Annotated in this window: 10 protein-coding genes; 7 read left to right on the top strand and 3 right to left on the bottom strand. The window is 67.6% G+C overall.

Features of this window, described 5'->3' with window-relative positions:
* Nucleotides 1–49: 49 nt before the first annotated feature.
* The 5 genes from AC1D2O_RS15720 (at nucleotide 50) to AC1D2O_RS15700 (ending at nucleotide 9,583) form a co-directional block, all read left to right on the top strand.
* The gene (locus AC1D2O_RS15720; protein ID WP_478157405.1) at nucleotides 50–3,655 is read left to right on the top strand and encodes an indolepyruvate ferredoxin oxidoreductase family protein; all 3,606 of its coding nucleotides are present in this window, start codon (nucleotides 50–52) and stop codon (nucleotides 3,653–3,655) included.
* 211 nt (nucleotides 3,656–3,866) lie between these two features.
* Nucleotides 3,867–4,196 carry a preprotein translocase subunit YajC gene (yajC, locus tag AC1D2O_RS15715; RefSeq protein WP_478090479.1) on the top strand — a complete coding sequence of 110 codons (330 nt, stop codon included), beginning with the start codon at nucleotides 3,867–3,869 and terminating at the stop codon, nucleotides 4,194–4,196.
* A gap of 54 nt (nucleotides 4,197–4,250) precedes the next feature.
* Nucleotides 4,251–6,128, top strand: coding sequence for a protein translocase subunit SecD (secD, locus tag AC1D2O_RS15710; protein ID WP_478090478.1), 1,878 nt, complete (start codon nucleotides 4,251–4,253; stop codon nucleotides 6,126–6,128).
* A gap of 12 nt (nucleotides 6,129–6,140) precedes the next feature.
* Nucleotides 6,141–7,094 (top strand): protein translocase subunit SecF, encoded by a 954-nt coding sequence (secF, locus tag AC1D2O_RS15705; RefSeq protein WP_478090477.1) that lies wholly within the window; start codon nucleotides 6,141–6,143, stop codon nucleotides 7,092–7,094.
* 104 nt (nucleotides 7,095–7,198) lie between these two features.
* Nucleotides 7,199–9,583, top strand: coding sequence for a DUF1631 family protein (locus AC1D2O_RS15700; protein ID WP_478090476.1), 2,385 nt, complete (start codon nucleotides 7,199–7,201; stop codon nucleotides 9,581–9,583).
* 271 nt (nucleotides 9,584–9,854) lie between these two features.
* On the opposite strand, the gene AC1D2O_RS15695 is transcribed toward AC1D2O_RS15700, so the two are convergent.
* The 3 genes from AC1D2O_RS15695 to AC1D2O_RS15685 all read right to left on the bottom strand — a co-directional run bounded on the left by AC1D2O_RS15695 (nucleotide 9,855) and on the right by AC1D2O_RS15685 (nucleotide 12,804).
* Nucleotides 9,855–10,370, bottom strand: coding sequence for a Smg family protein (locus AC1D2O_RS15695; protein WP_478090475.1), 516 nt, complete (start codon nucleotides 10,368–10,370; stop codon nucleotides 9,855–9,857).
* Between the two features lie 67 nt (nucleotides 10,371–10,437).
* Nucleotides 10,438–11,565: a DNA-processing protein DprA gene (gene dprA, locus AC1D2O_RS15690; protein WP_478157403.1), complete on the bottom strand. Its 1,128-nt coding sequence runs from the start codon at nucleotides 11,563–11,565 to the stop codon at nucleotides 10,438–10,440.
* Nucleotides 11,566–11,583: 18 nt separating this feature from the next.
* Nucleotides 11,584–12,804: a LysM peptidoglycan-binding domain-containing protein gene (locus AC1D2O_RS15685; protein WP_478089057.1), complete on the bottom strand. Its 1,221-nt coding sequence runs from the start codon at nucleotides 12,802–12,804 to the stop codon at nucleotides 11,584–11,586.
* Between the two features lie 160 nt (nucleotides 12,805–12,964).
* Between AC1D2O_RS15685 and def the strand changes: the two genes are divergently transcribed.
* Both def and AC1D2O_RS15675 read left to right on the top strand, forming a co-directional pair.
* Nucleotides 12,965–13,498 carry a peptide deformylase gene (def, locus tag AC1D2O_RS15680; RefSeq protein WP_478089056.1) on the top strand — a complete coding sequence of 178 codons (534 nt, stop codon included), beginning with the start codon at nucleotides 12,965–12,967 and terminating at the stop codon, nucleotides 13,496–13,498.
* Between the two features lie 2 nt (nucleotides 13,499–13,500).
* Nucleotides 13,501–13,989, top strand: coding sequence for a hypothetical protein (locus AC1D2O_RS15675; protein ID WP_478089058.1), 489 nt, complete (start codon nucleotides 13,501–13,503; stop codon nucleotides 13,987–13,989).
* Nucleotides 13,990–14,013: the final 24 nt, after the last annotated feature.

The following is a 14,013-nucleotide window of genomic DNA, read 5'->3' as shown; positions in this document are numbered from 1 at the left end:
CCGGATGCCTTGCACGCCACGCCCACAAGGCACAGCCACTGGAGACAACATGAACGCCCCGCTGCCCGAGCACATCCGCCGCGCCCTCGAAACGGTGACGCTTGACGACAAGTATTCGCTGGACTACGGGCGCGCCTTCATGAGCGGCGTCCAGGCGCTGGTCAAGCTGCCGATGCTGCAGCGCCTGCGCGACCAGCAGCAGGGCAAGAACACCGCCGGCTTCATCAGCGGCTACCGCGGCTCCCCGCTCGGCGGCTACGACCAGGCGCTCTGGAAGGCCAGCAAGTTCCTGAAGGAACAGAACATCGTCTTCCAGCCCGGGGTCAACGAAGAACTCGCGGCCACCGCGCTATGGGGCACCCAGCAACTGGGCTTCTCTCCCGCGGGCACCAACAAGTTCGACGGCGTCTTCGGCATCTGGTACGGCAAGGGCCCGGGGGTGGACCGCTGCTCGGACGTCTTCAAGCACGCCAACATGGCCGGCACGACCGAGTTCGGCGGCGTGATCGCGGTGGCCGGCGACGACCACATCTCGAAGAGTTCGACCGCGGCGCACCAGAGCGACCACATCTTCAAGGCCTGCGGCACGCCGGTGTTCTTCCCGGCCAACGTGCAGGAAATCCTCGACCTCGGCATCCATGCCTTCGCGATGAGCCGCTTCGCCGGCATCTGGTCGGGCATGAAGACGATCCAGGAAATCGTCGAATCCAGCGCCACCGCGATGATCGACCCCGAGCGCGTCGAGATCGTCATCCCGACCGACTTCCAGATGCCCCCCGGCGGCCTGCACATCCGCTGGCCCGACCATGCGCTCGAGCAGGAAGCGCGGCTGATGCACTACAAGTGGTACGCCGCGCTGGCCTATATCCGCGCCAACCGCCTGAACCACAACGTGATCGAGGGCCCGAACGACCGCTTCGGCATCATGGCCAGCGGCAAGGCCTTCAACGACACCCGCCAGGCGCTGATCGACCTCGGCCTGGACGACGCGGCCTGCCGGCAGCTCGGCATCCGGCTGCACAAGGTGGCGGTGGTCTGGCCGCTCGAAGCCCAGCTCACGCGCGCCTTCGCGACCGGCCTGCAGGAAATCCTGGTGGTCGAGGAAAAGCGCCAGGTCATCGAGTACCAGCTCAAGGAAGAGCTCTACAACTGGCGCCCGGACGTGCGGCCCAACGTGGTCGGCAAGTTCGACGAAGGCGAGGTCCACGCGGCCGAGGGCTACTCCGGCGGCGAATGGTCGATGCCCAACCCGAGCGCGCACGAGCTGTTGCGCGCCAACGCCGACCTGAATCCGGCGCTGATCGCCAAGGCGATCGCCCTGCGCCTCAAGAAGACCGGCCTGCTGGCCGCCGCGGGCGCCGACATGGCCGCGCGCATCGACGCCCAGCTCGCGATCCTCGAAGCCAAGGAGCGCGCGATGGCCGCGCCGCAGGTGATCGGCGTCTCGGACGCGGCGCGCCAGCCCTGGTTCTGCTCGGGCTGCCCGCACAACACCAGCACCGTGGTGCCCGAGGGCTCGCGCGCGCTGGGCGGCATCGGCTGCCACTTCATGGCGACCTGGATGGACCGCTCGACCATCGGCTTCACGCAGATGGGCGGCGAGGGCGTGCCATGGGTCGGCCAGCAGCCGTTCACCACCGACCAGCACATCTTCGCCAACCTCGGCGACGGCACCTACTTCCACAGCGGCCTGCTGGCGATCCGCCAGAGCATCGCGGCCGGCGTCAACATCACCTACAAGATCCTCTACAACGACGCCGTCGCGATGACCGGCGGCCAGCAGGTCGGCGAGCGGCCCGAGGGCCATTCGGTGCTGCAGATCGCAGAGAGCCTGCATGCCGAAGGCGCGGTCAAGGTCGTCGTCGTCACCGACGAGCCCGAGAAGTACGAAGGCGTCAGTGTTCCCGGCGACAACGTCAAGGTGCGGCACCGCGACGACCTGGACGAGATCCAGCGCGAGTTCCGTGAAATCAAGGGCACGACGGCCATCATCTACGACCAGACCTGCGCGACCGAGAAGCGGCGCCGCCGCAAGCGGGGCACGGCGGTCGATCCGGCCAAGCGCGTGGTCATCAACGAACTGGTCTGCGAAGGCTGCGGCGACTGCAGCGTGCAGAGCAACTGCCTGTCGGTGGAGCCGCTGGAGACCGAGTTCGGCCGCAAGCGCACCATCAACCAGAGCACCTGCAACAAGGACATGAGCTGCCTCAAGGGCTTCTGCCCGAGCTTCGTCACGGTCGAAGGCGGCCAGCTCAAGAAGAAGGCGAAGAACAAGGGCGCGACGCCGGCCGATCTGGGCGCGCTCTCCGAGCCGGCGCTGCCTTCGCTCGCGGGCGACCAGGTGTGGGGCATCGTGGTGGCGGGCGTCGGCGGCACCGGCGTCATCACCATCGGTCAGCTGCTGGGCATGGCGGCGCACATCGAGGGCAAGGGTATCGTCACCCAGGACGCGGCCGGCCTGGCCCAGAAGGGGGGCGCCACCTGGAGCCACGTGCTGATCGGCGAGACGCAGGACGCCATTCGCACCACCCGCGTCGGCACCGCCGCGGCCGACCTGATCCTGGCCTGCGACCCGCTGGTCAGCGTCAATGCCGAGAGCCTGGCGCGCATGCGTGAGGGCCGCACCCACGTGGCGCTCAACAGCCACAGCAGCCCGACGGCCGCCTTCGTGCGCAACGCCAACTGGCAGAACCCGCAGGAGGCCTGCGCGGCCGAGATCGCGCGCGCCGTCGGCGTCGACGCTGTCGGTGCCTTCGATGCCGATGCGGCGGCGACCTCGCTGATGGGCGACAGCATCTATGTCAACCCGATGATCCTGGGCTACGCCTGGCAAAAGGGCTGGGTCCCGCTGGCGCTCGAATCGCTGATGCGGGCGATCGAGCTCAACGCGGTGGCGGTCGACAACAACAAGGCGGCCTTCGAATGGGGTCGCCAGGCCGCAGAGCGGCCGGCCGAACTGCAAAAACGCGTGCAGCCGGGCCAGGTCATCGAGTTCAAGAAGCGCGAGACGGTCGACGCGCTGGTGGCGCGCCGCGCCGAATTCCTGACCGGTTACCAGAACGCGGCCTACGCCGACGACTACAAGGCCTTCGTCGCCAAGGTGCGGCAGGCCGAGTCGGCGCTGGGCAAGACCAGCCTGACCGAGTCCGTGGCGCGCTTCCTGTTCAAGCTGATGGCCTACAAGGACGAGTACGAAGTGGCGCGGCTGCACACCGACCGCAGCTTCCTCGACCGGGTCGAAGGCATGTTCGAGGGCGACTTCAAGCTCAACTATCACCTCGCGCCGCCCATCATCGCGAAGAAGAACGCCAAGGGCGAACTGCAGAAGCAGAAGTTCGGACCGTGGATGCTCACCGGCTTCAGGGTGCTGGCGAAGCTCAAGGGCCTGCGCGGCACGGCACTCGACATCTTCGGCCGCACCGAGGAGCGCAAGACCGAACGCGCCCTGATCGGCGAATACCGGGCCAGCATCGAGGAGGTGCTCGCCGGGTTGAGTGCGGCCAATCACGACACCGCGCTGGCGATCGCCGGCCTGCCCGAGCAGATCCGCGGTTACGGCCATGTCAGGGAACGCAACCTGGCCGCCGCGCGGGTGCGCTGGGCCGAGTTGCTGGCCAAGTGGCGCGATCCGCGCGCCGCCCGTGTCGCGGCTTGAGGCTTGCGCGCCGTCAGGACCCCCGGAAAAAGCCCCTGAACGCCGCCCCGGCTTAGGCCGGGCCGGCCTGCCGACGGCCGAATACAATGCTCGGTGCTGTGCGCGGCCCTGGCTCCGCGCTGCGTGGCCGCCGGGTGCGGCCGCGGATGCGACGGAACCTCATGCAAGCGAGGGCCGGCGCTCCTCTTCCTTTCCCCTGTTGGAGACTTCCTTGTTCATTTCTTCTGCTTTTGCCCAGACCGCGCCCGCTGCCGGGGGCGGCGACATGATGTCCTCGCTCGGCAGCATGCTGCCGCTGGTGTTGATGTTCGTGGTCCTCTACTTCGTCATGATCCGCCCGCAGATGAAGCGCCAGAAGGAAGCGCGCGCCATGATCGAAGCCCTCGCCAAGGGTGACGAGGTCGCCACCTCCGGCGGCATGCTCGGCAAGATCACCCAGATCGGCGAGCAATACCTGACGGTCGAGATCGCCAAGGGCGTCGAAGTCCAGATCCAGCGCAGCGCCGTGGTCCAGGTGCTGCCCAAGGGCGCGATCAAGTAAGTAGAGCCACAACGACGCGGGCGCCGGACTCCGCGCGCCCTGAAGGTTGAATCGATGAACCGTTACCCGGTCTGGAAGTACGCGATCATCGTGATCGTGCTGCTTGTGGGGCTTGTCTACGCCCTGCCCAATTTCTTCGGCGAGGCGCCTGCGGTGCAGGTGTCGTCGGCCAAATCGACCGTCAAGGTCGATGCCGGCACACAGGCCCGGGTGGCTGAGGCGCTCAAGGCCGCCTCGCTGGTGCCCGACCTGCTGACGCTCGACGCCACCTCGGTGCGGGCGCGCTTCGCCACCACCGACGACCAATTGAAGGCGCGCGACGTGATGCAGCGCGCGCTGGTGCCCGACCCGAGCGATCCGCCCTACACGGTGGCGCTGAACCTCGTATCGCGCTCCCCGAGCTGGCTCACCGCCCTGCACGCCTTCCCGATGTACCTGGGCCTCGACCTGCGCGGCGGCGTCGATTTCCTGCTCCAGGTCGACATGAAGGGGGCCATCGACAAGCGGGCCGAATCCTTCGCCAGCGACCTGCGCACCGCATTGCGCGACAAGAGCGTGCGCGGCAGCGCGGTCAGCCGCAACGGCCAGACCATCGAGATGCGCTTCCGCGATGCCGCCGGACTGGATGCCGCCAAGGGCCTGCTGCAGGACCAGTTCCCGGACCTGACAGGGGTCGAGAGCCAGGAAGGCACCGACTTCAAGCTCGTCGCCTCGATCAAGCCCGAGGCCGCGCGCCGGCTGCAGGACGCTGCCCTGAAGCAGAACATCACCACGCTGCACAACCGGATCAACGAGCTCGGCGTGGCCGAGCCGGTGATCCAGCAGCAGGGCCTGGACCGCATCGTGGTCCAGCTGCCCGGCGTGCAGGACACGGCCAAGGCCAAGGACATCCTGGGCCGTACCGCCACGCTCGAGATGCGCCTGGTCGACGAAAGCACCGAAGGCCGCGCCGCGGAGATGGGCACCGGTCCGGTGCCCTTCGGCTCCGAGAAATTCCTCGACCGCCAGGGCCGCTCGGTGATCGTCAAGAAGCAGGTGCTGGTGACCGGCGAGAACCTCACCGATGCCCAGCCCGGCTTCGATTCGCAGACCCAGCAGCCCAAGGTCGACCTGACCATGGACGCCAAGGGCGGCCGCATCATGCGCGACGTCAGCCGCGAGAACTTCAAGAAGCGCATGGCGATGCTGATCTTCGAGAAGGGCAAGGGCGAGGTGCTCACGGCCCCGTCGATCAACGGCGAGCTCGGCAACCGCTTCCAGATCTCCGGCTCGATGAGCGTGGTCGAGGCCAACGACCTCGCGCTGCTGCTGCGCGCCGGTTCGCTGGCCGCGCCGATGGAGATCATCCAGGAACGCACCATCGGCCCGAGCCTGGGTGCCGACAACATCAAGAAGGGCTTCGACAGCGTGATGTACGGCTTCGCCGCGATCATGGTGTTCATGTGCCTCTATTACGCGTTGTTCGGCGTCTTCTCGTCGATCGCGCTGGCGGTCAACTTGCTGCTGCTGGTGGCGATCCTCTCGATGCTGCAGGCCACGCTGACGCTGCCCGGCATTGCCGCCATGGCGCTGGCCATCGGCGTGGCGATCGACTCCAACGTGCTGATCAACGAGCGCATCCGCGAGGAACTGCGCAGCGGCGCCTCGCCGCAGGCCGCCATCCATGCCGGCTACGAGCGCGCCTGGGGCACCATCCTCGACTCCAACGTCACGACGCTGATTGCCGGTGTCGCGCTGCTGGCCTTCGGCTCCGGCCCGATCCGCGGTTTCGCGGTGGTGCATTGCATCGGTATCGTCACCTCGATGTTCTCGGCCGTGTTCTTCTCGCGCGGCCTGGTGAACTTCTGGTACGGCAGCAAGAAGAAGCTCAAGACGGTGTCGATCGGCACCGTCTGGAAGCCGGACGCCACCACCGTGGCCGACGCGAAATAAGAGACACGACAAATGGAATTCTTCCGGATCCACAGGACGATCCCGTTCATGCGCCACGCGCTGGTGCTGAACGCGGTGTCCTTCATCACCTTCGCGCTGGCGGTCTTCTTCCTGTTCCACCGCGGACTGCACCTGTCGGTGGAGTTCACCGGTGGCACGGTGATGGAAGTCGCCTCCCAGCAGTCGGTCGACATCGGCCGCGTACGCGAGACTATCTCCAAGCTCGGCTACCAGGACGTGCAGGTTCAGAACTTCGGCACCTCGCGCGACGTCCAGATCCGCCTGCCGGTGCAGAAGGGCCAGACCTCGGCCCAGCAGAGCGAACAGGTCATGGCGGCGCTTCAGGCGGTCGACCCGACGGCGACCCTGCGCGGCAACGAGTTCGTCGGCCCGCAGGTCGGCGAGGAGCTGACCACCAACGGCCTCAAGGCGCTGGGCATGGTGGTGGTCGGCATCATGATCTACCTGGCTTTCCGCTTCGAATGGAAATTTGCGCTGGCCACCGTGCTGGCCAACCTGCACGACGTGGTCATCATCCTGGGCTTCTTCGCCTTCTTCCAGTGGGAGTTCTCGCTGGCGGTGCTGGCGGCGGTGCTGGCGGTGCTGGGCTACTCGGTCAACGAGTCGGTGGTGATCTTCGACCGCGTGCGCGAGAACTTCCGCCGCTATCGCAAGCTCAGCACCCCCGAGGTGATCGACAGCGCGATCACCTCGACCATCAGCCGGACCATCATCACCCACGGCTCGACCCAGCTGGTGGTGCTGTCGATGTTCTTCTTTGGTGGCCCGACGCTGCACTATTTCGCGCTGGCCCTGACCATCGGGATCTGCTTCGGCATCTATTCGTCGGCCTTCGTGGCGGCGTCCATCGCGATGTGGCTGGGCGTCAAGCGCGAGGACCTGGTCAAGGGACCGGTCAAGCGCGACGGCGATCCGAACGACCCCAACGCCGGCGCCACCGTGTGAGCCCGGCTTTGGGGTTGCCGAGCATGGCGGGCCCTTGTGCGGTTACGCTTCCCGATGCAAGCTCGAAGTTTGCCGAATCGAAATAATTGCCGTCCCGACCATCCATGACCACGCGGTCCCATGCAGCTTCCCTCCAACTCTCCCGCGAGACGCGCGAGCGTTTCGTCGCCGCCACCGAGCCGCTGATCGCGCCGGTCGGGCATGCGGTCCTCGAACGGCTGGCGGTCCTGGCCTCGCAGACCGGCAACGCGCGCGAGATGCAGGAGAACCGCGACGGCTTGCTGGCCTTCCAGACCCACGGCGCCGACTGGGTGTCGCGTTCGCAGTCGGCTTGGCGCAAGGCGCTGGCCGCCAGCACGGCCGAAGGGCCGAGCTCCAATTCGCTGTCGCACCTCGAACTGATCGGCGACGAAGTGGTCGAGACCAGCATCCTGTCGTCGCGGCTCGCGCAGTCGATCCAGGACAAGGCCAGTTTCGAACTCAGCGACCTGCGGCTGCGCATCCAGCATCTGGAAGGAACCCACGAGCTGAGCGCGAAGGACATCCTCAAGCCCGAGGCGCTGGCCAGGGTGCTGGTCGACCAGTGGCTCGCCACTGGTCTGAACCGCGGCATCTGGAACAAGGTTCAGGACCAGGTGCAGCAGCACATGGTCGAGGTGGTGGTCCAGGCCTACAAGGATGCCAACGCCTTCCTGGTCGGCAAGGACGTGATGGCCGAGATCGACCTCAAGAGCTTCGTCCGTCGCACCGGATCGGTGAGCTCGGGCACTGCGCCGCTGGGCGGCAGTTTCGCGGGTAGCCACGGCGGCAGCGCGTCGATGGGCATCTCCGGGCAACCGCAGGCGGGTGGCTTCGGGGCCCCGGCGGGCAGCTTCGCGCCGGCAGCGATCGGCGTCGGGCGAGGAGCTGGCGGACCCGGGCAGGCCGGCGGCGATACCCAGGTCGCCACCGGCGGCTCGCCGCTGCTGATGGCGCGCCAGCGAGCGCAGGGCGTGCTGCTCAATCTCAAGCGCTTCGTGACCGCGCGCATCGGCGGCGACATCACTCAGCCCCGCCTGAACGGCGGCGGCGAGATGGCGGGCGGCGGGGGCGGCATGGGCGGCGGTGCGCCGGGCTTCGCGGCAGCGATCGCGGACGCCGAGGCGGCCTACCAGATCGCGGCCTCGCAGTACGTGGTCGGCGAGGAGGCCACGGCCATCCACCATGCCTCGGCCGAACTGCGCCGGCGCACCAGTGAACTCAAGAAGAAGGCGCCCACCACGGCCGACAAGGCCACGGTCGAGATCGTGGCGCTGATGTTCCAGGCCATCCTGGCCGAGGAGCGGATCCCGTTCTCGGCCCGGGTCTGGTTCGCGCGCCTGCAGATGCCGGTGCTGCGCGTGGCCATCGCCGAGCCGGAATTCTTCGGCACCCTGCAGCACCCGGCGCGCATGCTGATCGACCGCATGGGTTCGTGCGTGATGGGCTTCGATGCGGCCGCGATTTCGGGCAGCGCGCTCGAGGGCGAGATCCGCCGCGTGGTCCAGGTGATCGAGCAGTACCCTGAAACCGGCCAGCGCGTGTTCAAGCTGGTATTCGACGAATTCGTCGCCTTCCTCAACAAGTACCTGACGCAGAGCGACACCACCCAGCGGGTGATGAGCGTGGCGCAGCAGGTCGAGCAGAAGGAGACGATGGCGATCCAGTACACCATCGAGTTGCGCAAGATGCTCAACGACATGCCGGTACGGGAAGAGATTCGCGAGTTCCTGTTCAAGGTCTGGGCCGAGGTGCTGGCGATCGCCGCCCTGCGCTATGGCGCCCAGGACGAGCAGACCGTGACCCTCAAACGGGCGGCCTCCGACCTGGTCTGGGCGGCCAGCGCCAAGCCCAACCGCAACGACCGCACCCGCGTGATCCAGGACCTGCCGAAGCTGTTGCAGCGGCTGCGCCAGGGCATGACGCTGCTGGGCATCGTGGGTGAGCCGCAGGAGGCGCACATCAAGATCATCGGCGCGACCCTGTCCGATGCCTTCCTGTCGAAGACCGAGGCGATCCCGCCGGCCAAGATCGAGGCCATGGCCAAGCGCCTGGCCAACCTGGAGGATTTCGTCTCCGACGAAGGCACCACCGACCTGCCGCTCGATGCCGCGAGCATCGAGTTGCTGCTCGGCGTCGATGCGGCCTCGATCGAGGTGGTGCCCGACACCGGCACCAAGGTCAGCGAGGACATGCTCGCTTGGGCGCACGAACTCCAGGTCGGCACCTGGTTCATGCTCGACCACAATGACCGCGTGAGCCAGGTCCAGTTCGTCTGGCGCAGCGACCGCAAGCAGCTGCACCTGTTCGCTTCGAGCGACGGCCACAGCTTCCTGATCCAGGTCGGTCGCCTGGCGTCCTACCTGCAGGCCGGCCTGCTGGTGCCGGCCGAAGAGGAAACGCTCACGGTGCGCGCCACGCGCGAAGCGCTGGCCAAGCTCGACGCCAACCCAGAACGGCTTCTGAACTAGCTCGCCCCCAGGTTGCCCGGCACTTCGTGTCCGGGCGCCCACCCCCTACCGGGGGCAACACCAGCGGCCTGGCAAAGCCAGATCCGCGGTGTTTCATCAACGGGCCTGGCTGCGCCGGCCGATTGAAGAGAGGCGCCGCGCTTGTTCTCCGGCGGCGCGCAGCGCCCGCCCGTTCGTGGGCAGTCGCGGAACCGGCTTTGCCGGGCCGCTGACTGCGCCCCCGGTAGGGGGTGGGAGGGCTACACGAAGTGAGCCCGACCTGGGGGCGAGCCTAGTGCGCGACGCGAAGCGTCGCATCGTCGCAGAGCTCGTCGAGCACCAAGGCGTCGGGTTCGACACCGGTGCTCCAGTGCACCATCAGCACGATGATCTTGAGCTCGTCGAGTGCCAGCGGCTCGCCCGGCGTCGCCATGGCGCGTTCGACCACGATCTCGCGCATGCCGGCCGGCAGCACACCCGCGGATTCGAGGAAGCTGATGAAGCCCAGGCATTCGGCGCCGATGTGTTCCTGTTCGGAGGTCGAGTAGACGCGCATCGCATCGGCCGACTGCGCCATCGCGGCATCGGCTGCGACGCCCGGCAGCACGGTGGCGCTGATGCCGTCGGCGTGGCGGCTGAGCTGCACGCCCCGGGTCGCCAGGCTCAGGCCGTCGAGCCAGTGCAGCGCCTCGCGGATCTCTTCCGCATCGAAGCCCTGGGCGCTGAGCTTGCGCCCCAGCTGCTCGGGTTCCGGGCAGGCATCGCCGCGCCAGTAGTTTTCGTAGACATACACGAGCACTTCGAACATGGGTTCAATATAGCCCACTCCGGGCGTTGCCCGTCGAAAGTTGCATCGACACGACGCAGGCTGTGGGTCAGCCGAGCGCGATGCGCTGGAACAGGCCGCCCGGCAGGCGGGCGACACGGCCTGCCAGCTCGAGTTCGAGCAATTGCGCCTGCAGCGTGGCCGGGCTGAAGCCGGTGCGGGCGCACAGCGCATCGAGGCTGACCGGGTCGAACCCGAGTTCGCGCAGCAGCGCGGGTTCCGTCGCATCGTCCGCGGCGGCGGGCGATGGCGGCGTGGGGCCGCCATCGAAGCGCAGCTCTTCCAGCACATCGCCGACCGATTCGACCAGCTTGGCCCCCTGGCGGATCAGTTCATGGCAGCCGCGCGAGTGCGGCGAATGGATCGAACCCGGGATGGCGAACACCTCGCGCCCCTGCTCGGCCGCGAGCCGGGCCGTGATCAACGACCCGGAGCGCAGCGCGGCCTCGACCACCAGCGTGCCGCGCGTGAGCCCGGCAATGATGCGGTTGCGCTTCGGGAAGTTCTGGTTCAGCGGCGGCGTACCCAGCGGGTACTCGCTCACGATCAAGCCGTGCGCGGCGATCCGATGGGCCAGCTCGCGATGCCGGGCGGGGTAGACGCGATCGAGTCCGGTGCCCACCACCGCCACCGTGGCCGGCCGCTCCGGGCCCCCGGTCTCGAGCGCGCCTTCATGGGCCGCCCCGTCGATCCCGAGGGCCAGGCCCGAGACCACGGGAATCCCGGCCTCGCCGAACGCGCGCGCGAACGCACGAGCGTTCTGCGTGCCCTGGGTCGTGGGATTTCGGCTGCCGACCATGGCGATGCTGCGGTCCAGCTGCGTCAGGTCGAATCCGGATGCGCCGAGCACATACAGCAGCAGCGGCGGGTCGGCGGTGGCGAGCAGCGCGGCCGGGTAGCCCGGGTCGCCCAGGGTCAGCAGGCGTCGCGTGACGCCATGGGCTTCGGTGCCCTGCAGCCATTCGAGCGTCCGCTCGAGCAGGGCGGCCAGCCCGACCGGTTCACGCTGCAATGCCTGCGCCTGGGCGCTGCTTGCGACCTGCTGCAGTGCCGCGTGCGACTGGGCGAAGATCCCGGCAGGCAGGCCGAAGGCCGCGAGCAGCGTGCGGGCGCCGACGTTGCCGATGCCCGGCGTCAGCGAGAGGCGCAACCAGCCCGCAAGTTCGTCGCGTTCCACGCCAAGAGGACGCCCGCGTCAGGGGTTGACCAGCAGGTCGCCGATCCGCGGTGTGTCGTTGATCTCGAGCACCAGGGCGTAGGACGCCTTGTCGAACGGACGGAACACCATCAGCAGGCCGATGCGCTCGTTCGGCAGCTTGACCACGTTCTTGCCGGTGTAGTTGGGAGTGCTCGCGCGGTCGATCATGGTCTCGCCGTTCTTGAGGATGGCGAGCACGTGGCCGGATTCGATGCCGTCCCGGGTGCCCTTGTTGATCACCACCACCTGGTTCTGGGCCGCGAACTGCACCGCGTTGCCGTAGACCGACACGATGCGTCCGTTGACGATCTGTTCCGGCGCGCGCGGCGCATAGCTCAGCAGCTGGCGCTGGGGCTCGGGCAGCAGGCGGTCGCCGGCGCGCATCTCCTCGCGCGCCGCCACGATGTCGATGGTCGCCGGGACCACGTTCACGACTTCCTTGCCCTCGTCGAGCTCGGTCCCGATGGTCTGGCTGCGCTTGAGCTGGGCCTTGCCGAGGTAGGCGGCCTCGTAGCCGAGCAGTTCGCCGGTGGCCGGGTCCTGCAGTGGCGTCGCGTTGCGGAACACGCGAAAGGTCTTGATCGGGCCGGCGACCTCGATCAGCGGCGAATTGGCGTCACCCAGCGCGTAGGCGCGGTCGCCGCGGGCCAGCAGCACGCGGTTGTCGTTGCCGGCGACGATGTGGGGCGCGGTCTTGAGCGTGTCCTCGTCGACGATGATCGGCTCGCTCAGGAACGGCTCGATCAGGCTCGGATTGAGCGTCGGCAGCGCCATGCCGGACATCGATTCGAAGCGGGTTCGCGGCGACAGCTTGATCGTGCCGTCGGCCGCGCCGCCGCGGCGGGTGCTGAGGCGGGCGCGGCCGCCGGTCTTGTCCAGATAGAGCACCTGTCCGGGGTAGATGCGGTGCGGGTTCGAGATCTCGCTGAGGTTCATGCCCCAGAGCTCGGGCCAGCGCCACGGGCTGCGCAGGAACAGGCGCGAAATCGCCCACAGCGTGTCGCCCGGCTTCACCGTGTACTGATCGGGCGCGGTCGGGGCGAGTTCGCTGACCGGAATGCCTGCCTGCGCGGTCTCCTGGGCTACCGCGCGCTGCTGGGGCGTCACCGGATAGCTCTGAGCGAAAGCCGTCGCGGCGCCCATGCCCGCCAAGGCGACAGCCGCCACGGTGGCCAAAAGGCTGGGACGCAGGCTTTCGTTGAGTCGGAGTTTGTTCATGGTTTATGGTGTGCACACACTACGCCACGCAGGATGTACGTATCCTCACAATTTGCAACGAATTTTGCGCTGAAGCCCTTGATAGGGCAACGTATTCGGGACGTTCGCCGGCGCGGCGTCGCGGAAATGGCGAAAATAGCGACAACTTTTCCCCGACTTCATGGCTAAAAGAACCATTTTGAGTTACCCGGACCCGCGCCTGCACACGGTCGCCAAGCCGGTGCAAGGTGTCGACGCGCGCATCAAGACGCTGGTCGCGGACATGCTCGAGACGATGTACGACGCCAACGGCATCGGCCTCGCGGCGACCCAGGTCGACGTCCACGAACGGCTGGTGGTGATCGACGTTTCCGAGGATCGCGACAAGCCGCTGGTGCTGATCAATCCCGAGATCGTCTGGGCCAGCGACGACAAGGTGCTCAACGAAGAGGGCTGTCTCTCGGTGCCGGGCATCTACGACGGCGTCGAGCGCTCCACCGCCGTGCGCGTGACCGCGCTCGATGCCGAGGGCGAACCGCAGACGATCGAGGCCGAGGGCCTGCTGGCGGTCTGCATCCAGCACGAACTCGACCACCTGCAGGGCAAGGTGTTCGTCGAATACCTGTCGCCGCTGAAGCGCAATCGCATCAAGAGCAAGCTGCTCAAGCAGCAGCGCGAAGACCAGAAGCACGATCAGCGCGAAGGACGGCGTTGACCGTGGGGCGCCTGTGGCCCGTGGCGGCGGCGCTGGTTCTGGCGCTCTCCGGTTGCGCGCTCGACCCGACCCGGCTGCCGCTGGGAAGCACTCGCGCCGAGACGCTGCACAAGCTCGGCAACCCGACGGCGACCTATCCGGTGCCCGGCGGCGGTGAGCGGCTCCAGTATTCGCGTGCGCCGGCGGGTTTTGCGGTCAACAACGTCGACCTCGACGCCGGCGGCCGTGTGGTCTCGATCCGCCAGGAACTCGAGGACGGCATGTTCGACATCACCGTCAAGCCCGGCGTCTGGCGTGTGGAGGACGTGCTGCGAAGCTACGGCCGGCCGTTCGAGATTTCGCGCGTCACTTCCTTCGACGGCGACATCTGGGCCTGGCGCTATCAGTCGATGAACACGCCGCGCCTGTTCTACATCTACATCGGTCCGGACGGCGTGGTCGACCGCTATCACACCGCCGACGACCTGCGGCGAGTGATGACCGACCGATGAACGGAAGTGAAACACCCCCGATGC

It is taken from the genome of Variovorax sp. P1_G12, assembly GCF_056405555.1.
Note: the sequence above shows the minus strand (reverse complement) of the source record. Positions and strands in the feature narration are given on the sequence as shown.

Bases quoted from the DNA above. Each gene is read 5' to 3' on its own strand.
- AC1D2O_RS15695 (WP_478090475.1), bottom strand. From the start codon at position 10,370: ATGTTCGAAGTGCTCGTGTATGTCTACGAAAACTACTGGCGCGGCGAT.
- AC1D2O_RS15700 (WP_478090476.1), top strand. From the start codon at position 7,199: ATGACCACGCGGTCCCATGCAGCTTCCCTCCAACTCTCCCGCGAGACG.
- AC1D2O_RS15720 (WP_478157405.1), top strand. From the start codon at position 50: ATGAACGCCCCGCTGCCCGAGCACATCCGCCGCGCCCTCGAAACGGTG.
- secD (WP_478090478.1), top strand. From the start codon at position 4,251: ATGAACCGTTACCCGGTCTGGAAGTACGCGATCATCGTGATCGTGCTG.
- def (WP_478089056.1), top strand. From the start codon at position 12,965: ATGGCTAAAAGAACCATTTTGAGTTACCCGGACCCGCGCCTGCACACG.
- secF (WP_478090477.1), top strand. From the start codon at position 6,141: ATGGAATTCTTCCGGATCCACAGGACGATCCCGTTCATGCGCCACGCG.
- AC1D2O_RS15685 (WP_478089057.1), bottom strand. From the start codon at position 12,804: ATGAACAAACTCCGACTCAACGAAAGCCTGCGTCCCAGCCTTTTGGCC.